The 16,864-nt window shown below is 61.9% G+C and carries 20 protein-coding genes; 8 read left to right on the forward strand and 12 right to left on the reverse strand.

Features of this window, described 5'->3' with window-relative positions; genetic code table 11:
- Window positions 1-198: 198 nt before the first annotated feature.
- The 5 genes from IEY49_RS20230 to IEY49_RS20250 form a co-directional block, all read right to left on the reverse strand.
- Window positions 199-1,083, reverse strand: coding sequence for a phosphotransferase family protein (locus tag IEY49_RS20230; RefSeq protein WP_189012082.1), 885 nt, complete (start codon window positions 1,081-1,083; stop codon window positions 199-201).
- 59 nt (window positions 1,084-1,142) lie between these two features.
- Complete coding sequence (locus IEY49_RS20235) at window positions 1,143-1,730, reverse strand: GNAT family N-acetyltransferase (protein WP_189012084.1); 588 nt, start codon at window positions 1,728-1,730, stop codon at window positions 1,143-1,145.
- 207 nt (window positions 1,731-1,937) lie between these two features.
- The gene (locus IEY49_RS20240) at window positions 1,938-3,185 is read right to left on the reverse strand and encodes a multicopper oxidase domain-containing protein (protein WP_189012086.1); all 1,248 of its coding nucleotides are present in this window, start codon (window positions 3,183-3,185) and stop codon (window positions 1,938-1,940) included.
- A 249-nt stretch (window positions 3,186-3,434) separates the two neighbouring features.
- A complete protein-coding gene (locus IEY49_RS20245; RefSeq protein ID WP_189012088.1) occupies window positions 3,435-4,298 on the reverse strand; it encodes a hypothetical protein in 864 nt (287 codons plus the stop codon).
- A gap of 52 nt (window positions 4,299-4,350) precedes the next feature.
- A complete protein-coding gene (locus IEY49_RS20250; protein ID WP_189012090.1) occupies window positions 4,351-4,689 on the reverse strand; it encodes a RusA family crossover junction endodeoxyribonuclease in 339 nt (112 codons plus the stop codon).
- 293 nt (window positions 4,690-4,982) lie between these two features.
- Here IEY49_RS20250 and IEY49_RS20255 point away from each other — a divergent pair, with 293 nt between their 5' ends.
- Complete coding sequence (locus tag IEY49_RS20255; RefSeq protein ID WP_189012092.1) at window positions 4,983-5,438, forward strand: GNAT family N-acetyltransferase; 456 nt, start codon at window positions 4,983-4,985, stop codon at window positions 5,436-5,438.
- A gap of 160 nt (window positions 5,439-5,598) precedes the next feature.
- Here the strand turns inward: IEY49_RS20255 and IEY49_RS20260 are convergent, their stop codons facing one another.
- Complete coding sequence (locus tag IEY49_RS20260; RefSeq protein ID WP_189012094.1) at window positions 5,599-6,600, reverse strand: DUF4352 domain-containing protein; 1,002 nt, start codon at window positions 6,598-6,600, stop codon at window positions 5,599-5,601.
- A 340-nt stretch (window positions 6,601-6,940) separates the two neighbouring features.
- Here IEY49_RS20260 and IEY49_RS20265 point away from each other — a divergent pair, with 340 nt between their 5' ends.
- The 5 genes from IEY49_RS20265 (at window position 6,941) to IEY49_RS20285 (ending at window position 10,042) form a co-directional block, all read left to right on the forward strand.
- On the forward strand, window positions 6,941-7,390 hold the full coding sequence (locus IEY49_RS20265; RefSeq protein ID WP_229780947.1) for a lysozyme inhibitor LprI family protein: 450 nt from the start codon (window positions 6,941-6,943) through the stop codon (window positions 7,388-7,390).
- Between the two features lie 165 nt (window positions 7,391-7,555).
- Window positions 7,556-7,717 carry a hypothetical protein gene (locus tag IEY49_RS20270; protein WP_189012095.1) on the forward strand — a complete coding sequence of 54 codons (162 nt, stop codon included), beginning with the start codon at window positions 7,556-7,558 and terminating at the stop codon, window positions 7,715-7,717.
- Between the two features lie 800 nt (window positions 7,718-8,517).
- Window positions 8,518-9,336: an alpha/beta fold hydrolase gene (locus IEY49_RS20275; protein WP_189012096.1), complete on the forward strand. Its 819-nt coding sequence runs from the start codon at window positions 8,518-8,520 to the stop codon at window positions 9,334-9,336.
- Between the two features lie 182 nt (window positions 9,337-9,518).
- Complete coding sequence (locus IEY49_RS20280) at window positions 9,519-9,836, forward strand: ArsR/SmtB family transcription factor (protein ID WP_229780948.1); 318 nt, start codon at window positions 9,519-9,521, stop codon at window positions 9,834-9,836.
- A complete protein-coding gene (locus tag IEY49_RS20285) occupies window positions 9,833-10,042 on the forward strand; it encodes a hypothetical protein (protein ID WP_189012098.1) in 210 nt (69 codons plus the stop codon). Before IEY49_RS20280 ends, IEY49_RS20285 begins: the two co-directional genes overlap by 4 nt.
- 363 nt (window positions 10,043-10,405) lie before the next feature.
- Here IEY49_RS20285 and IEY49_RS20290 read toward each other — a convergent pair whose 3' ends face one another.
- The gene (locus tag IEY49_RS20290; protein WP_189012099.1) at window positions 10,406-10,615 is read right to left on the reverse strand and encodes a hypothetical protein; all 210 of its coding nucleotides are present in this window, start codon (window positions 10,613-10,615) and stop codon (window positions 10,406-10,408) included.
- Window positions 10,616-11,017: 402 nt separating this feature from the next.
- Here IEY49_RS20290 and IEY49_RS20295 point away from each other — a divergent pair, with 402 nt between their 5' ends.
- Window positions 11,018-11,593 carry a hypothetical protein gene (locus tag IEY49_RS20295; RefSeq protein WP_189012100.1) on the forward strand — a complete coding sequence of 192 codons (576 nt, stop codon included), beginning with the start codon at window positions 11,018-11,020 and terminating at the stop codon, window positions 11,591-11,593.
- A 215-nt stretch (window positions 11,594-11,808) separates the two neighbouring features.
- On the opposite strand, the gene IEY49_RS20300 is transcribed toward IEY49_RS20295, so the two are convergent.
- The 5 genes from IEY49_RS20300 to IEY49_RS20315 form a co-directional block, all read right to left on the reverse strand.
- Window positions 11,809-12,321, reverse strand: a complete 513-nt coding sequence (locus IEY49_RS20300; RefSeq protein ID WP_189012102.1) for a hypothetical protein — start codon at window positions 12,319-12,321, stop codon at window positions 11,809-11,811.
- A gap of 287 nt (window positions 12,322-12,608) precedes the next feature.
- On the reverse strand, window positions 12,609-13,355 hold the full coding sequence (locus IEY49_RS20305; protein WP_189012103.1) for a hypothetical protein: 747 nt from the start codon (window positions 13,353-13,355) through the stop codon (window positions 12,609-12,611).
- A gap of 276 nt (window positions 13,356-13,631) precedes the next feature.
- A complete protein-coding gene (locus IEY49_RS20310; RefSeq protein WP_189012104.1) occupies window positions 13,632-15,254 on the reverse strand; it encodes an ABC-F family ATP-binding cassette domain-containing protein in 1,623 nt (540 codons plus the stop codon).
- A gap of 453 nt (window positions 15,255-15,707) precedes the next feature.
- The gene (locus IEY49_RS21780; protein WP_268239115.1) at window positions 15,708-15,833 is read right to left on the reverse strand and encodes a hypothetical protein; all 126 of its coding nucleotides are present in this window, start codon (window positions 15,831-15,833) and stop codon (window positions 15,708-15,710) included.
- A 62-nt stretch (window positions 15,834-15,895) separates the two neighbouring features.
- The gene (locus IEY49_RS20315) at window positions 15,896-16,075 is read right to left on the reverse strand and encodes a hypothetical protein (RefSeq protein ID WP_189012105.1); all 180 of its coding nucleotides are present in this window, start codon (window positions 16,073-16,075) and stop codon (window positions 15,896-15,898) included.
- Window positions 16,076-16,232: 157 nt separating this feature from the next.
- On the opposite strand from IEY49_RS20315, the gene IEY49_RS20320 reads away from it, so the two are divergent.
- Window positions 16,233-16,864 (forward strand): carboxypeptidase-like regulatory domain-containing protein (locus IEY49_RS20320; RefSeq protein WP_189012106.1); only part of this gene is annotated, 632 nt, incomplete at its 3' end.

Raw genomic sequence — 16,864 nt, forward strand, 5'->3', positions numbered from 1 at the left:
GGGGATGGACACCTACGAGTGGGGCATGAGCTACACCGGTGGCTTTACCTGGGATTACCAGTCCCTCAAGCCCAACATGTTCCTCGAAGTCCGCATGCCGAAAAGCTAGGGGCTGCCAAGAACCCTATGCAAATACGGCCTTCTCGTAGTTTGAGAGCAGAACGCAGCCACCTCATGGCAAACACTCCTTCAGCCTGCTCAGTGAAAATGGGCGTGTGCCTGCTCGACGAACGAGCGGTGACGCGTCCGCATTCGCTGTTCGGCCTCAGGCTGCAAGCCCCACGTGTGCAGGCGTCCCGCAGGCCGTAACGCCGCGTACAGGTCCCAGAGCGGTAACGCGCTGAAGTCGCGCTCTGAACGGACTCGGTACGCCTCAGTGAAGATGTCCATGACTTCACTTCCGAACGCGAACAGCAGTTCGAGGCGCGCGTTTCCCACGTCCAGAAGAGGATCACTGATCCCGGCGTCTTCCCAATCGATCACCGCAGCCAACTGGTTCCCGCGCCAGAGGAGATTTCCTGGCCCCACGTCTCCATGCACGATGCACGGATCATTCAGCGGAGGCGGCCAGTGTGGGTCAAGGACTCGGCGGATCATCGATTCCGAGAGTGTGTCGTCAGGCGTACCCGGCCACTCAGACAGGTTCACCTTCCTGGGAAGAAAGGTCGTGGCAGTCGTTCGCTGAACACGCTGATGCACCTCAAGGAGAAACGCCGCGAGGTCGGCGACAGCCCGCGGAACATCTGGCCGCTTGATCTCGGTCGTTCCCTGAACAAACCCGGTGACGAGGATGTGAGCCGGCACGACGCTTGCTGTGTCGTCGAAGGCCATAGGTTCAGGCACAGCGAGTCCTGCTGTACGAAGCAGCTCCAGCAGCCTGAATTCGTCCCGAGCGACGTGCGGGTTGCGCGTACTGTCGATCCTGCCGTACTGGCGCACCACCACCGTCCTGACCTGACCACTCGGGGAACGGAGTTCCACAGCGGTGACCAGTGCCGATACGCCGCCCTGAAGTGGCCAGGCTCGAATCACCTCATGGCGTGGATGACTGGGCAGCAGCCGATGCCAGAGTGCGAGTGTCACGCCGTTGATGGTACGGCGAGCATCTACATATCAAGGCGGGTCGCATGATGGCCCAGTCTTCAGATACAGAATGAGTCGCGCCTGACCTGGGCGAACAGCAGCGTGTCGGAAAGCCGTGCTGGGTCATCTGCCCATCGCCGGTCATGTCGGAGCGTGCCCTCCAGGGCATAACCGAGCCGGCGGGCCACTGCACTGCTCCGTTCATTGCGGACATCGCAGCGGATCTCGATCCGCTGGAAGGCCAGGGGCCCCAGGGCCAGTGCCGTGAGCGCGGCCACAGCCTCAGTGACTAGACCGCGCCCGACATGACGTGAGTCGAGAAAATAGCCTATGTCGCCTTTTGGAAGTGCCCAGTGAATGCGGTGAATCCCACAGGAGCCCAGCACAGCGCCAGAGTGACGGTCGGTGATCAGAAAGACCAGGTCCCTGCGCTGCAGGAAGTCTGCCTGGGCACGACGCGCTGCCACCTCGTACTTCTGAGCGTCAAGTGGCGTCTGGTGGGCCCACTCCATCCATGGCCGCAACTCAGGAAGCGAAGCCTGAACTGCCTCCGACCACGCCTGTCCGTCTCCTGGCGCCGGGCAACGGAGAATTAACCTCTCGGTCGTGATAACGGCAGGAACGTCAAGAAGTTCCGGGACAGTCATACGGCCTCCTGAGCGCTCAGGCGATGGGCAGTGAATAAAAACTCGCGAGATGACCGGGTGAACAAATGCATTCCTGTTTCTCCTGGCGCCAGAGCAAGTTGAAAAACGAAAACCGGCCTGACGGTGCATCCTCCAAGCCTGTTTTTCCTGGGGTTCAGACCAGCAAATGTTCCGGTCGGCCTGGACTACGGGAAAGCAACAGGAGGTTCACGGTTCCACAATGATGACAGCGGTCATGAAAGGGTGCTGCACGCACCCCACGCGATAGGTGCCTGGGGTTCTGAAGGTCGTGGCGAACCGGCCTCCTTTCCGCAGTGGGAGCGATGACCCCCGCTCAGGTCCGTCAATCGTAACGGTGTGGGCCGCGATATCGTTATTGACCCACACCACTTTGGTACCCGCCTTCACGCGAACTGGCGATCCCTTAAACACAAATCCGGTCATGGCCACCTCGACCGTCCCGCTCGCTGCCGGCACGTCAGGCCTGGAAACCGTGGCGTGGTGGTGATGGGGGGCTGGACCGGGAACGGGCGTGCCATCGGCCCGCAGTTCCGGTCCCCCCACGACCATCAGGTGCATGCCTCCTGGGTCTACCCCGTCGTTCGTGCCATGCTGAGGAATGTGGTCGTGAAGTGGAAACGAGCCGTCGCGGCCCTTGACCAGCAGGTCGTAACGTTCTCCAGGACCCAGCAGGATCGTGTCTGCTTTGTACGGGTGGGGCAGGTCCTGTCCATCCTTGGCCACAACCAGGAAGTGGGTCCCGTGAAGGTGCATGCTGTGCACCGCGCCGCCGATGTTCAGTAACCGAATCAGGTGCACTTCGCCCTGAGGGATCTTCAGGTCTGGAATTAGAGGATACGACTTGCCGTTGGCCAGGAAATAATTCGGCGTAGCCCGGTGGGGCAGCTGATCCGGATCTTGTCGGCTGTCCCATTCGTCGAGCATCAACACGTGGTCCTGCTTCCACACCCTCTGCCCATCTCTGGGCTCCACGATCAGTGTCCCGTACATGCCCATATCGAGGTGAAGGTTGGTTTCCACGTGGCAGTGGTACATGTGGGTGCCAGCCTCAGTAGCGACAAAAGTGTAGGTGTACTTTTCACCCGGCAGAACCGCGAGGCTGGCATGTGGTACGCCGTCCATGCTCTGGGCCAGGCTGGTGATGCCGTGCAGATGAATGCTATGTGCCCTGGCACTGGTGTTGCTCAGGGTGATTCTTACGAGGTCTCCGACTTTGAAGCGCAGTTCGGGGCCGGGCACGCTGGCCGGCTTCCCTGGCAGTCCGAAAGCCCACTGCCTGACCTTGACTCCAGGCGCGATCTCCGCTTCGATGTCGCGAACTTCCAGCGTGACCTCCCGGGTCTCCCCAGTGAACTGCGTCACAGGCACAGTTCCGGTAGGCGCAGCCAGAAAGGCATCAATCAGCTGCGCGCGGGACTGAGCGTTCCCTGCCACTGCTTTTCCCCATGCGCCAGCCAGGAGGACGACGAGGCAGACACGAATAAAGTGGAGTACAGACATAAGCTTCCTTTTCTACCCGGGTGGGCTGCATGGTACGGAACGGGCCGCGCGAATGCGGCTGAGAAACGGGACACGGTCTGTTCCCACGGATGCCAGGGCTATCTGGCAAGAATGCTGGAGTGCCCGAACACTGACTCGGGCACTCCAGCAGATGAAAGCGTGGTTGGGTGCCGGCGCAGGGCGTTACTTGACGCTGACCGTGCTGATCATCCCGAGCGCGAAGTGGGGGGCGTGCTGTTTGGCGCTGGGCAGGAAGCACACCACGAGGTACTCACCCGGCTTCAGGTCGAAGCTCGTAAAGGCCTTGCGTCCCTTGGAGAGGGTTTCGAGTCCGCCCACATCTTCGAAGGGAGGGGCGCCCGCCTGGCTGGGATCCGGAGCCTTGAAAAAGGCTTCCACATCCTTCATGGTCTTGCCGTCGTTGAGGCGCATCAGCATCAGGTGGTGGGTCTCCTGACCGGCATTGGAAATTTCCCACAGCTGCTTGCCGGCCTTCACGGTCTTGGGAAGTTCCACCTTGAAGTCCTTGAGCGTGGCCTTCACGTCGGCCTTGGGCACGGCCGCACCGTTCTTGGCCGTGGTGACGGTAAAGGTCTTGTATTGCCCCAGGTCATAAAAAGGCTTGCCTTCTTCCGTGGCCCCGAAGCCGAACAGGACGTATTTGCCGCTGCGCAGGCTGGTGCCGTACTCGAAGGTGGCGCCGGGCGCCAGGCTGGCAGTGCCGCCCACGAAGTCAGCAAGGTTCAGGATGGCGCTCATGTCCTCACCGCGTGACTGCATCAGTTTGCCCAGAGCCGCCTTGACCTGGGCGTCCGTGGCCCCGTTCTTCAGCTGGGCGAGTACCGGCGTGAACGCCTGCTTGCTGGTGTTTTCCAGGATGACCGTGGTGAAGCCCTGGGCCACCTGGGCGGGGCCTGCAACGGTGAACTTCGAAGCGCTGGGCTCGCTCAGGCTGAAGGTCAGGGCGCCAGTGGCGTCGTGGCCCGCATGGGCCGCAGCAACGCCGAGGAGGGACAGGGTGAGGGCAGTCAGAATGGTGCTTTTCATGGTGGACTCCTTCGGGCAGTGTCAGCCTGGCTGATGCGCTGCCTTCTGGGACCTACGGTAGAAAGAGCACGATGGCTGGCGGATGACACCCACCGTCACAGTCCGGGCGACGCGCCTGTCCAGCCGCACACCCCTGCATCCGCCCTTTTGGCATGTTGCTGAGGTCGCGAGCTCGCCGGTATGGCGGGCAGGCGGTCAACGTGAGGGCGAGGCGGGCGCCCGTCGGCGTGGTGGGGTTGCCCAGGGACCGGATGACGTTCTGCACGGTGCGGCGGTACCGACAACTCTCCCGGCTGAGCAGCACGCGGGCCGTGGGGCCCTTTTCGGTATTGATGACCATGGCGCGCCAGATGGCATTCAGGTTAGGCGGGAAGGTCAGGCTACTGGGCACATCTGTGACTGCTGGAGTGGGCCGCACTGGACGTGGGAGTGGCAGTGTTGCTGAGTTGTGGAGTCCGTTTCGTGCATCGACCGGATTTCCCTGCGCCGAGACAGGGCCTGCAGGTAGAACAATTTCAGCCGCCAGAAAATCTAGGCCCAACCTGACGCGGGTCGCCTGACGCACATCAGGGTCGGGAATGCGCGAGGTAGGCTTCAACCGCGTCAAGGCTGTGCCACCACCCACGCCGGAGTCGTGGGTGTGTCATCGCCGGATCACCCACCGCTCCATACACTCCAGAGGTGATGCCGACATTGACCCTCAGAGAAGCCACCCCTGACGACCTGCCGTTCATGCTTAGCCTGGCACCCCGCCTCACCGCCACTGCCCCCGCCTGGCGCAATCAAGCTGAGATGACAGCGAGCTACCGAGGGCTGTTCACGCAAGCCCTTCATGAGCCTGAGGAAGGTTCCGCCGTGTTGATCGCGCAGAACCCTCAGGGTCAGCCCGTGGGCTTCACGCTGCTGTACTGGCATCCGAAGGAGCGCGGCGCGTTCATCAAGGATCTGGCCGTGAGCGAAGAAGCCGAGGGTCTGGGCGTGGGACGGTTCCTGTTGCAGTCCATTGAAGAGTGGGCTAAGGCCAGGGGCGCGGTAGAGATCATGTTGAAGGCCTCCTGGTACAACACCCGGGCCCGACGCATTTACGAGCGCGCCGGGTTTCAGGAAGACCACGTTGCGCTGGTCCGTCGCCTGGATTGAGGGCACGGTCATCTCTTTACTTCCTCGACGAGGTTCATCACGGCTTTCTTCAGCCAGTCGGTCAAGTCACCGTAGTCGGCGCGCTGCGGTATAGGTTTAAGGTCGAGATCGTCGTGCTGCCCAGAATTCCTCCTGGGCAGCACGACGACATAAAGCGGACTTATTTCAACTGCTTCAGATCGAACACCACGCCATGCGTGTTCGGTTCGCGCAGCACCAGTGAGCGCAGGTTCACGTTGTCAGGCGCAATGTAGACGAGGCGCACGCGGTACTCCTCACCGGGTTTGACGCTGCGGTTGATGGCCTCCTCGGGGCGGTTGCCTTTGGCGAGGATCCAGAAAGGCACGGGCTCTCCGTCCGCGTCTACAAGCTCGGAATCAAAGCTGTAGTGAGAGGGGCTGTCTGCGTCCACCCCTGCGTTCTTCATCGTGACTGTGGCGAGGACGTAGCGCTTGCCAGCGGGAACCTCCCGGCCCAGCATAGGTTCTGAGGAGAACGATACCTCTTCAAGCTTCATGTCGTACTGCCCCATGGCGTACACGGTGCCCAGCTTGCCCGGCGCATCCACCAGCGCCGTCGCGCCGCTGGCGTCTTTGGAATCAGCAAATGGTGCAGGGACTCCCTTGACCTGACCGCGCAGGTCATAGCGCACCACGGGGCCCTCCCCCCGCTGCGCAATCAGTTTCGGCACCACCCCAGAGGCCGGCACCCGGACGACCGACACGACCTCCACTTTCTGAGCGGGCTTGAGCGACGCCCGGAATTCTTCGCTGGTGCCCGCGCGTACAAAAGCACTTTCACTCACGTGATTGACGTCCTTGGCGTCCACAGCTGTGAAGCGCAGGCCATAAAGACTCGTGTCGGATTTGGTGGGGTTGTGCGCAGTAAAGCGCAGCACGAGGAGCTTCTCGTTGGGTTTTGGAACGACCATCTGGGTGCCAAGCATGACGCGGCTGGTGCTGTAGGCCGCGCTCAGCAGAGTGATGTTGATGGGCTGCTGCTTGCCGACCGTGAAGGTCTGACCCAGCCTGGCGTTCTGTCCGTCGAGTTGCGTGGTCCCCAGGACCACCGGCTTGGCGGGCTGTTTGGCAGGCGAATTGGCGGCGTAGGCGGTGGTGGCCAGGGCAAGGCTCAGGCCAGACAGAATGATGTGAGTCTTCATGAACTTACTTCCTCCTTACGGCTTCGGGGCCGCGGTGAACACAAGGTAGGAAGGGGTGCATGGCTGGCCAGTGTTGCCGCGTGATTCCATTGCCGGGCACACATGTCGTGGACCAGGCGCCGTCAGGAACTTACATCCAAGATCCTGCCCGCAGTGCGGAAGGCGCGGGCCCATATCGAGTGCCGACGCTCTCGACCCTCAGGCGCCCGGCAAGAGCACCGGAATCTTGCGTTGACAACTGGGGCCTGCCCCGTGTCATCCACCAGTCATGTTGCCCGCCGTACGGTGCTGGAGAGAAGAAGTTGACGGGAGCCGACGCGCCCGCAGTCCGGAGGACCCTATGAGCAAGAAGATGCAGTGCAGCGACGCCCCCCTTTCACCATCCGCCAGCCTGTTCCGCCCTGAAACCTGGAGGGTTGCGCTGCTCGTGGTGGGCGCCGGGCTGCTGAGTTCCGCAGGAGCACAGAGCAATTGCGATACCCCTGGCAACACCTTCGACGAGGTGTACTGCCTGAGCAAGGTGCTGGTTAAGGCAGACGACGAGCTGAACGCAGTGTACGGCAAGCTGCTCAAACGCCTGCCAGCAGCTGCCCAGGTGAACCTGCGCCAAACGCAGCGGTCGTGGCTGGCGCGGCGTGACTCAGAGTGCACCGGCCGGGACAGCAGACTGGGTGAGGTGATTTACACCGGATGTGCGGTGGATATGACGGTCCAGCGCGTCAACTTCCTCAACGCGCGTTACCGGGAATGTATGAGCAGTGGCTGTCAGCCTTCCAAGCTTCGTCGGTGAGGCTGCAAACAGGCCTGAAGAAGCGAGCCCATACCAAGATCACAGGTCTGCCCTGCCGACCCTCTCCGCCATCCAAGAGCGCCCCGCTCTGACCATTGCACGATTGGATGCTTTCTAAATCCTGAGCCCTGCTGTCGAGTGCCACGTCACTCCAAAGGAGACCCCATGAATCCCTACCTCGGCCGTTATGTCGACCACCACGCGTATGAAGCTCACCTGGCCCGCCAGCTCCACGATGCGGAAATCCGGCGTACCCTCCGCCGGCCCCCACCCCGCACGCGCCTCGCCACCGCCCTGCGTGACCTGGCCGCCCGTCTCGAATCCTGACGCCCTCCGCGTGGCGACAGGGCCCGGCGTATCGTTTACCGCCTCGCCGGGCCTTAACCGCACAGCTTTACCTTACTTCCGTCCACACCAAGCAGCGGTAAAATTCTTCAGTACCCTCCCTGGTTTACAGCCACTGATGCGAAGAAGCCGGAGGACATGAACACGCATCGGAGAAGCGTCCTGGTCGCCCTCACGCAGAGTGGTGATCAGGTATGGGGTGGTGTCACGACCGCCAGGCGCAGCTCGCGCCCAGAACCATACGGTTCCCCAGCCAGTTCGGCACGCCGCACCAGCCGTCTGTCATCGTTCCTGAAAGTCAGGGTAGATGGTTGGCGCGGCATGCCGCGTCATTTCCTTAACCCTACCCGGCTCGCCCTGCTCATGCTACCAGGCGGAAAATCTGGACGATGTCATGGCGAAGGGGGGATACACCCCCTGAGCTGGTCCGTCAGGAAGTACCTGTTGCTTCCATGCAGACAATCGGCCACCACTACGCAACTGTGGCCAGTCAGGACCCACTGCTTCAATCAGCTTAGCTGCCAGTTGGGGTTTGGTGCGGCAGGCGGAATCGCTGGTCTTGCGTGGGGAGTGACGCGCGGAGGTGTAGGGCCACCGGCATTCCCCTTTTTGTCCCGGCGCGCCCGGCGGCTGTCCAGCCGGACACCCAGATCAAGCCACCACAACCTCACGGTACCTCCACGGCTGCTCCGCACACGGGGAATGTCATCCGGGAGCCACGGCGCTGCATTTAGGCTGGCCTGGCCTGCGCGGGCGGACCGCGCAGGCCAGGAGAGACAACCATGACTGAACTTCAGGTGCCAAGCGGCCAGGCCATGCTGATAGGTGAATTCCAGGGCGAGGGTCGCCCGGTCGTGTTCCTACATGCGGGGGTCGCGGACCGCCGCATGTGGGACGCGACCATTCACGACCTTTCACGAACCCACCGCACGGTTACATATGACCGCCGCGGCTTCGGTCAGACCCTCCCGGCTGACGGATCATATGCCCCGGTCAGCGACCTGCTCGCGCTGCTTGACGCGGCTAGCGTCCGCAGCGCCACCCTGGTGGGCTGCTCGCAGGGTGGAAAAATTGCCATTGACTTCGCTCTCGCCCACCCGGACCGGGTCGATGGTCTCGTCCTCATTGCACCGGCGGTTGGAGGTGCGCCCGCGCCGGATATCTTCCCCGAGGCGGTTGAGGCTATCCTGGAGGAACTCGAGGAGGTTGAGACCTCAGGTGATATCGACCGGCTCAATCACCTGGAAGCGCGCATCTGGCTCGACGGGGTCCTTGGCCCGGAAGGACGCGTCACGGGTGAACGGCGCGACCTGTTCCTTCAGATGAATGGTGTGGCACTGCGCGTGGCGCCACGCGGTGAAGAACAGCCAGCGCCGCCAGCCTGGCCCCGGCTGGGTGAGCTGACGCAGCAGACCCTGATTGTCTGTGGGGATCTGGACTTCCCGCACGCCCAGGAGCGGTGCGCGCGGCTGCGTGCGCACCTGCCGCATGCTCAGCTCCAGGTGATGCGTGGGACAGCCCACCTACCCAGCTTTGAGGACCCGGCCGCCTTCGGGACCCTCCTTACCGCTTTCCTGTCCCAGCTGAACACGAATGGTTGAACGCTGAACAGGAGTTCTGCCGATTTTTCGGTTCTGCCGGCAGTTGCGGGCAAAGGGTCAGCTGGCAGCTAAGACGCGCTGAAGTAAGGGAACTGGCCAGCAAGAGGAGATCGGCCCCGTCTCCTCTAAGCATCAGTGCCTATCTATATTGACAAATGTCTATTTAGATGTACATTGATGTTATGAGTCCTGCGGTCCACCACGACGTCCTTCGCGCCCTCGCCGACCCGACACGCCAACAGATCCTCGAATTCCTCCTGCGCGTGGAGGAAGCCAGACGCCGCGGGGAATGCTTCGCCGGCACCATCAGCCAGGCCCTCGGCCTGAGCCAACCCACCATCAGTCACCACATGAAAGTCCTGGTCGACGCTGGCCTCGTCAGCGCCAAAAAGAAAGGCACCTCCGTTTACTACTGCCTGAGTCACCAGGGTTTTCAAGTTCTGCACGATCACCTCGCGCCGTACCTCCACGCCACCTCGGAGAGAAAGGAGACGACATGAACGACGACCTCTCACGCCCCCTCTATACCCCGGCCAACGACGTGTACGAGGAACGCCTCACTCAACACTTCTACGAGGCAGAAGTCAGACGCCTCCTCAGGCGTCCTGGCGCCCGAGCCAGGCTTGCCGCAACCTTACGCCGCCTCGCTGACCGTGTCGATTACTGCACGGTTCCCCTCCACGCTCCCCGCAGCTCTATGCGGTAGCCCTGGACACCAAGCTGAGGTTGCGCCAGCTGTGCGTCGACGGAGACAGGAACTCCGAGAATACCGACAACGAGGCAAGATATGGGACTACGACAGACGTATTCTGCTGAGTTCAAGCAGCAAGCCGCTCAGCTGGCCCGCCAAAGACCTCGAGATGGGTCGTTCCACCCGTCAGAAGCCCGGCTGACCTCTGAACATAAGGAAATCAAACGGCTGACCCAACAGCAAACGTCGACCCCCGACCCTGGGGTATCTCAGCCTAGCCGAGCTTGAAGCCCGCCATCCTGTCAGACAGCCTTGGGCCGCTGAGTTTGAACTGCGTAACACCGGTACAACCTCAGATACCAGGCCCAGCCGTCTGATTCAGCGGCGCATAAGTTCTCCGTAAAGGTGTTCGATGCAGTCGTCGACGCTCCCGAACGTTCGCCGCACGCCCGTGGTTCCTTCACGCACCGTGGCATGCCAGGCAGGACCCGCCATCATCCCTGGCTGCGGCTCACCACGCCACACCCTCACTACGTACACCCGTCCATCCAGGGTCAGTTCAACTGCGCTGTTCTGTTCATGCTCCATACCATCTCCCCTTTCCGCGGCTTCCTTTTGCGGTGCCTGAGGGTACGAAGTCGATCATGGCTGGAGCGTGACGCCCTGATGACGCGCAGCGGAATTGCTCCCCCGCCCTGTTCAACACTTCGCCCTCCAATTTGTCTGTGCTACCCGGGGACCCCTCCAGTGGCCACCGTGAGCTTCACAGTGGCCTTATCCGGGCATGTGGGGCCAGGTCGGATTCCCCTGAATTTTCGGATCACCGCCGGCACTCCAAGAGACACAGGCGGCTTCCCATGGGGACCGGCCCGGTCATGCGGAGGGCCCGGCTTTTCTGGTTCCTGAACGGTCCACAGAAGCCATTGGACGCCTGACCGTCAACATCCTGCAGTCATGCCCCGGTCCATAGGGTGGGTTCAGGAGGCTCCAATGCACACCATCCCGCACCCGATTCACGCGCTCATCAAACCCCACTTTCGCCTGGTTTCCACCACCCTGCTGGCCGCCGGCCTGACCCTGGCCGCTGCGGCGCCGGCGGCGGTCCCAGCCTTTCACATGTGTCAGGTGATGTCGGTTCCGGTGGTCCAGCCGATCTTTCTCCCCATCGCGGACGGCCGGGCCCTCGAAAAACCTCTGGAAGGTATCGCCGGGCGAAGCTGCTCCTACCGGATCCCGTCACCGCGCGGTCCTGGAGGCCACCTGGAGCAGGTCCGCACCCTGATCGAAACCGCTTTCTTCGACTCAGCCCCCACTGCCCGCGCAGCCCTGGCTGCCAATCTGCAGATGACCCGCGAGCGCCGGCTTACGAATATCAGCAAGCTCACCGGTCTGGGGGACGACGCGTTCATCTCCGAGCAGGGTGAAACCGTCAGCGTGCGAGTCGTCCGGGGCCGCATGCTGATGGCGGTGAACCTGGGCAAGGTGGATGCCAGCTTCGCTGCGCGCCGCGACGTCGCTCTGGCCCTGGCCACGCAGGCCCTCAAACGTCTTCCCATCGTGAAGTAGTTTCCGCCGCGCGCCACCTGTGCTGCCTGCCCTCCGTGGCCCGCGGCGCTTCCGGAGAGTGTCCGACTGAACACCGCCCCACTCCACTCAAAGAAGCCATCACCGTCCACCTCAAGGGCCCAGGCTCCAGACCATGAAGCGAGGGGTGGCCCGAGACCGGGTTGCCCCTCTTTGGTGGATTGGGTGACGAACACAGGGCTTTCAGTTCCGCTGGATCAGGCGGGGCTGCCGACCGCCAGGGTCGAGGCAGCATCATGGGGAACCTGGAGCAGCGTCAGTCCCAGCATCTCGAGCGTCACGTACAACGTACCCTGCCCAAGCGACAGGAGTGGCAGGACCGCGAAGCCGGCGATCAGCAGCACCGAAGTCACGAAGAGCGGCACGGCAAGAAGGCGGTTCGGGAGGGTGTGCCACAGTGACCACCCGAGGACGGGCAGGCCAAGCAGCAGCGGCGGGCCACCAATCATCGTCAGCGCCATATACGGTGTCTTGCTGAGGGCCTGCCCGAAGGTGCCCTGCTCACTCACGAGGTGGTGGGTGGCCGGATCGCTCATCAAGGCAGGCAACGCAGAGATGTCAAGCACCGAGTGCAGCACGTCCATAGAAGCGAGTCCCAGAAACACCATCACCAGCCCGGCGGCCCCCACCCGGGTTGCCCGTTCACCCTGCCGCGTGAGCAGCGCCGGGAGCCCCAGCATGATCAGCAGCACGCTCAGCAGCAACAGCATGTGTGCAGGTATTGTCCGCTCGTGCGTGAGGGTGAGCGGGTGAATGAGCACCGCGCTTACCCCAAGCAATCCACTAAGAAGCAGGCTGGCTCCGGCCGTTCGTACATCATGTTCGTCCTCCTTGTGGGCGGCAGATCTGGCCGCCTCCCGAGCTTTCAACGTACGGTGAGGAGGATGGCCGGGACGTGTTGCCGGCCAGGAGTCCGCGCCCTGACACGAGAACTGCGCCAGGGCCAGGCGTAGACGCTAGAGAAAGGAGGACCACCCTGCGCCCATTTCTCCAGCGTTCATGCGCGGGAGGAACTAGCGCTGTGTCCAGTAGTCCACGGTTGCAGCGACACCTCCTGCTCAAACTTCGCTTCCCACAAGCCATTGACGGCGTCCTGGCCCAGAGCGGCGGTGCCTTTCGCTTCCACCCGCAGGCCGGCATCGACGATGCCGTTGCGGCTGAACTTGATGTAGATGCTCTCCTTGGCGGTGGCACTTCCACCCAGCGGCCCGACCTTCGGAGTTTTGAGTTCACCTTTAATGCCGAAAAACAGGGTGCCGGTTCCTTTCCAGTCGAGATGGGTTGCCGCGAACAACCCGACGCCTACACTGGCGGAGAGCTCCACCTCAAGCTTCTGACAGCTCTCGCCGAAACTTAGGCCGTACCCGTCAAGCCAGATCGCCTTGGAGGGCACTTTCGACTTGAGTTTGATGCCCGTGGGTACCCCGCCGCACGGATCAGCTGAAAGGTCGGTGAACTCATCGATCTTGAGCTGCACCTGAGGCACGTTGCCTTTGTCGCACTTCAGTTCGTAGACCGGACTCGTAATCTGATTGGCTGCCTCCACCAGATGTGCGTAAAAATTTCCTTTGGCCACCGCAGCAATAAACATGCGTTTGGACGCGCGGGCTTTTGGGTCCGGAAGATGCGCCGCCAGGGCGGTGTGATGCTTGACCATCAACGCGGTGTGATGGGCCATCGCGTGCTCCTGATCCTTGGCGAAATGCCGCAACCCACTCTGGTACGCGTTATATGCCTCATCCATCTGCGCAACGTAAGCCTCGCATCCGCGGGAGGAGTCACCGCTTCATTGAACGCCTTCGAGAAGCGGGGCACAGCTTCATAGAACGCGTAGTGCGCGTCGTAAGCCGCTTTGTACGCGGGCCAGAGGTCCGGCTCGAAATGAGCGTGGGCGGCCGCCTCATTTACCAGCGACGCCCAGCGCTGCTCCCCTTCGTCATACTTCACCTCCAGGGAAAGGTCGCTGGCACGGCCGACCATGGCATTGACCTCCCAAGACGCAGCTTTCGCACTCTTCCGCTCAGACGTCAATGATCTGATGATTCTCCAAGTGCCACCGACGTGTTGCCACCTTCCGCATGAGCGTACGGTCATGCGTCGCGAGCAGCACTGTCCCTGGATACGACAGAAGGAGTCCTTCCAACGCCTCGATGGCCTGGAGATCCAAATGGTTGGTGGGTTCATCCAAAACCAGCACCTGGGCCCGCGTGACCCCCAGGCGGGCAAGCGTCAAGCGAGTTCGCTGACCACCTGACAGGTGCGAGACGGCATTCGCAGGGCCTCCAGGAACCCCGAGCTGGGCCGCGACTTCATGTAATTGATGTGGCGTCAGCATCGGATTGGCTGCAAGGAGTGCCTCACCCACAGTCACGGTGCACCTCAGCTCCTCACCCAGTTGACCTGCGGTGTACCGGGTCAAGCCAGTCCCCCACCGGACCTCTCCCGAGCGATGCAGGGAGGCGTTGGGCGTTCCCATCACGAGGGCCGCGAGGAGGGAGCTTTTTCCACTGCCGTTGACGCCCGTCAGTACGATCCGCTCGCCTCGCCGCACGTTCAGGTGTACGTTCTTCAGGATGACCTGATCTCCCCAGGCGACTTGCAGATTGCGGACGGTCAACACGTCCGTCGGTCCTGACGTTACGTCAGGCAGGTTCAGACTGATCATCCGCCGGTCGTCGAACGGTTTTGGGGGCGCTGCCTCATCTAACCGTGCAGTGGCGCGCTCCAGCACCCGGGCACGCCCTGCGTTCACATTCTGAGCATTCTGCGCTTTGCCTTTGGCGAGCAGCTTGTCAGCGTCACGTGCCCGCTTGTGGTTGTATTGGTTCGCGCTGCGCGCTTTGCTCTGCCGCAGTTGCCGCTCTTCCTGCAGGGCAGAACGTTTGCGTTGATACGCTGCATGGTCTCGCTCCTGAGCCGATCTCAATGCCGCTTTGACGGTCATTGCTTCTGTGTAGGCGCCGGGGTACACGGTCAGGGTGCCCCGTTCCAGCTCTGAGGTGCGGGTCGTCACCGCATTCAGGAATGCCCGGTCGTGGCTGGCCAGCACAAAGGCCGCTGGGCTTGCCTGAACCCAGTGTTCAAGCCAGGTCACGCCGTTGGCATCAAGGTCGTTCGTGGGTTCATCAAGCAGGTACACATCCGCAGGACTCAACAGCAGTTGAGCGAGCATCAGGCGCCTTTTTTGCCCACCTGATAGGGTACTGGCCGCCATATCCTCGTGCAGATGCAGACCAGCCAGAACTGCTGCGGCGAGCCCTTCAAAGAGGTAGCCGCCCGCCTCGCGGTACGCCTCCTCTGCTTGTACGAACGCCAGAGCGTCGTCCTCTCGGCCGTGGTCAAGTTGTGCGGCAGAGGCGTCCAACGCGACGCGCGCTTCCTTCAGTGCAGGCGGCGTCACGGCGTCCAGGACTGTGGTTTCGTGCAGCTCTGTGAGCTGTGCCATGTAGGCCACGCGCGCTCGCCCGGTTACTTGTCCTGAATGAGCTTGCTCGAGGCCAGCCATGAGACGCAACAGGGTGGTCTTCCCGCTGCCATTTTCACCAATCAGTGCGAGGCGTTCGGCTGGTCCGATATCCAGGGTGATGCCCGAAAAGACGGGCGTGTCACCAAACGTATGGGACACATTTTTGAGTTGTAACATCTCGACTCCACATCAGGTCAGGGTCTCAGCAGATAGGCCAAGACAAGCAAAGAACCAAGGGTTAGTGGAGAGAGATGGTCAAGGAAGATCCTCCGGGGAAAGAACGGCAACCCAACACCGGGAAACCCGGTCGTCGGAATCAACATAACCGGTGTCAGGCGACAACTCAAGCATTGACCGGGGGAGGGGTCGGATCGGTGACGTACTTCGAGTCACTAACGACGTGGACCAGGCAGGGCTTCCAGGTCACCGCTTCAGAAGCACCATTCTCCATGAGGGAAGGAAGGCATGGCACGGGGTCATGAAGTACGAGATGACCGTTGCGCCAGGAATATTTTTAACCAGCACTGCCGCTGCTGGTCAGTCGACCGACAGCGGGGAGCCCGTCACATCAGGCCAGTTGAGAGTACACCCCGCAGCTGAACGGCTGATAGAGACTGTCCCGCCTCTTGCTTAGAACATCGTGATCGTCGCGGTGCTGCGGGAGTCCTCCTCCGTGAACAGCACTTTGCCCTTCATGGTCGTTGTCCACTTGTCGTGCTGACCCGTCGTGAGCAATTTCGGTCCAGCCTGCGTCATTTTGAAGGTGTACTCAACATCCCAGCCACGGTCATTCCGAGCGTAATAATTCACGTTGAAATTCAGCCGGCTTTGAAGGCTGAGGTGGGCGTGTTCTTCGCGCTGATCAGACGATACTCCAGGTGAGGGTACTTCGACGACCATTGTGACACGCCCACCTGGGCGCTGATCGTGTCACTGCACTTGTTCGTTTCGATGCGTTCTGCTTCGGGCGCTTTCTCCCGTACGGCCGTGAGGGTCATGCTGCTGCGCTCCAAATGCCATCACCTGAAAGCCCGGCATACCGCAATGGAGTGCTCTTTGTTCTTCAGACCGCCCATGGTAGGAGCGTGCAACATCTGCCAGCCATTCCCACGCTCGTACCTTACATCCACGCTCAAGGAGCGAAGGAGCATAGACATGAAGACACACGTGAAGAAGTCGGGAATGGTTGTCGCACTGCTGCTCTCCATGGCGCTCAGCGCCTGCACGGAGACCGGCACTGTCCCTCCGGTGAACCCTACGCCTCCGACCAGCCCGGCACCCGGCCCCGATCCCATGCCCCCTTCAAACCCCGTCCCACCCAGCGATCCAGTTCCCACCCCGCCTGCACCTACCCCGCCCGCACCCACTCCACCCGCGCCTTCTCCCACACCACCTAGCGACCCCGTGCCGCCCGCGCCCACCTACGGTTACATCACGGGGACGGTGGTAAACGAGCAGGGGGTGCCGCTGCCTGGGGTGGAGGTCGTGGCAGACAATACCGCCGCGTACAACAGCAACCTCATCGCCCGGACCGATGCCCAGGGACGCTACAAGATCGACGTCCGCAACGCGCCGGTCACCTTCAACATGAGCGCCACCATGACGATCAGGTACGAGGGCCACTCGATCGGCGTCAACCTGGTGCCTGACAACACCGAGACAGTCCCAGGCGGTGTGGGAGGTGTGCGCAACTTCACCTTCAAGCCCAAACCCCTCTCGCAGGCGGACCCCTACGGCAACCTCGCGTGTGTGTTTGTCGAGCGTGAACCGGGCAACTTCAGCGTCGA

This window comes from Deinococcus malanensis (assembly GCF_014647655.1).
In the GTDB taxonomy this organism is placed as follows: Bacteria; Deinococcota; Deinococci; order Deinococcales; family Deinococcaceae; genus Deinococcus; species Deinococcus malanensis.

Excerpts from the sequence above, each read along its gene's own strand:
- IEY49_RS20265 (WP_229780947.1), top strand. The coding sequence starts at position 6,941 with ATGAGCAAGAAGATGCAGTGCAGCGACGCCCCCCTTTCACCATCCGCC.
- IEY49_RS20280 (WP_229780948.1), top strand. The coding sequence starts at position 9,519 with ATGAGTCCTGCGGTCCACCACGACGTCCTTCGCGCCCTCGCCGACCCG.
- IEY49_RS20315 (WP_189012105.1), bottom strand. The coding sequence starts at position 16,075 with ATGACCCTCACGGCCGTACGGGAGAAAGCGCCCGAAGCAGAACGCATC.
- IEY49_RS20255 (WP_189012092.1), top strand. The coding sequence starts at position 4,983 with ATGCCGACATTGACCCTCAGAGAAGCCACCCCTGACGACCTGCCGTTC.
- IEY49_RS20310 (WP_189012104.1), bottom strand. The coding sequence starts at position 15,254 with ATGTTACAACTCAAAAATGTGTCCCATACGTTTGGTGACACGCCCGTC.
- IEY49_RS20270 (WP_189012095.1), top strand. The coding sequence starts at position 7,556 with ATGAATCCCTACCTCGGCCGTTATGTCGACCACCACGCGTATGAAGCT.
- IEY49_RS21780 (WP_268239115.1), bottom strand. The coding sequence starts at position 15,833 with ATGACGCAGGCTGGACCGAAATTGCTCACGACGGGTCAGCACGACAAG.
- IEY49_RS20300 (WP_189012102.1), bottom strand. The coding sequence starts at position 12,321 with ATGCTGTTGCTGCTGAGCGTGCTGCTGATCATGCTGGGGCTCCCGGCG.
- IEY49_RS20285 (WP_189012098.1), top strand. The coding sequence starts at position 9,833 with ATGAACGACGACCTCTCACGCCCCCTCTATACCCCGGCCAACGACGTG.
- IEY49_RS20275 (WP_189012096.1), top strand. The coding sequence starts at position 8,518 with ATGACTGAACTTCAGGTGCCAAGCGGCCAGGCCATGCTGATAGGTGAA.
- IEY49_RS20295 (WP_189012100.1), top strand. The coding sequence starts at position 11,018 with ATGCACACCATCCCGCACCCGATTCACGCGCTCATCAAACCCCACTTT.
- IEY49_RS20290 (WP_189012099.1), bottom strand. The coding sequence starts at position 10,615 with ATGGAGCATGAACAGAACAGCGCAGTTGAACTGACCCTGGATGGACGG.
- IEY49_RS20245 (WP_189012088.1), bottom strand. The coding sequence starts at position 4,298 with ATGAAAAGCACCATTCTGACTGCCCTCACCCTGTCCCTCCTCGGCGTT.
- IEY49_RS20235 (WP_189012084.1), bottom strand. The coding sequence starts at position 1,730 with ATGACTGTCCCGGAACTTCTTGACGTTCCTGCCGTTATCACGACCGAG.
- IEY49_RS20305 (WP_189012103.1), bottom strand. The coding sequence starts at position 13,355 with ATGGATGAGGCATATAACGCGTACCAGAGTGGGTTGCGGCATTTCGCC.
- IEY49_RS20260 (WP_189012094.1), bottom strand. The coding sequence starts at position 6,600 with ATGAAGACTCACATCATTCTGTCTGGCCTGAGCCTTGCCCTGGCCACC.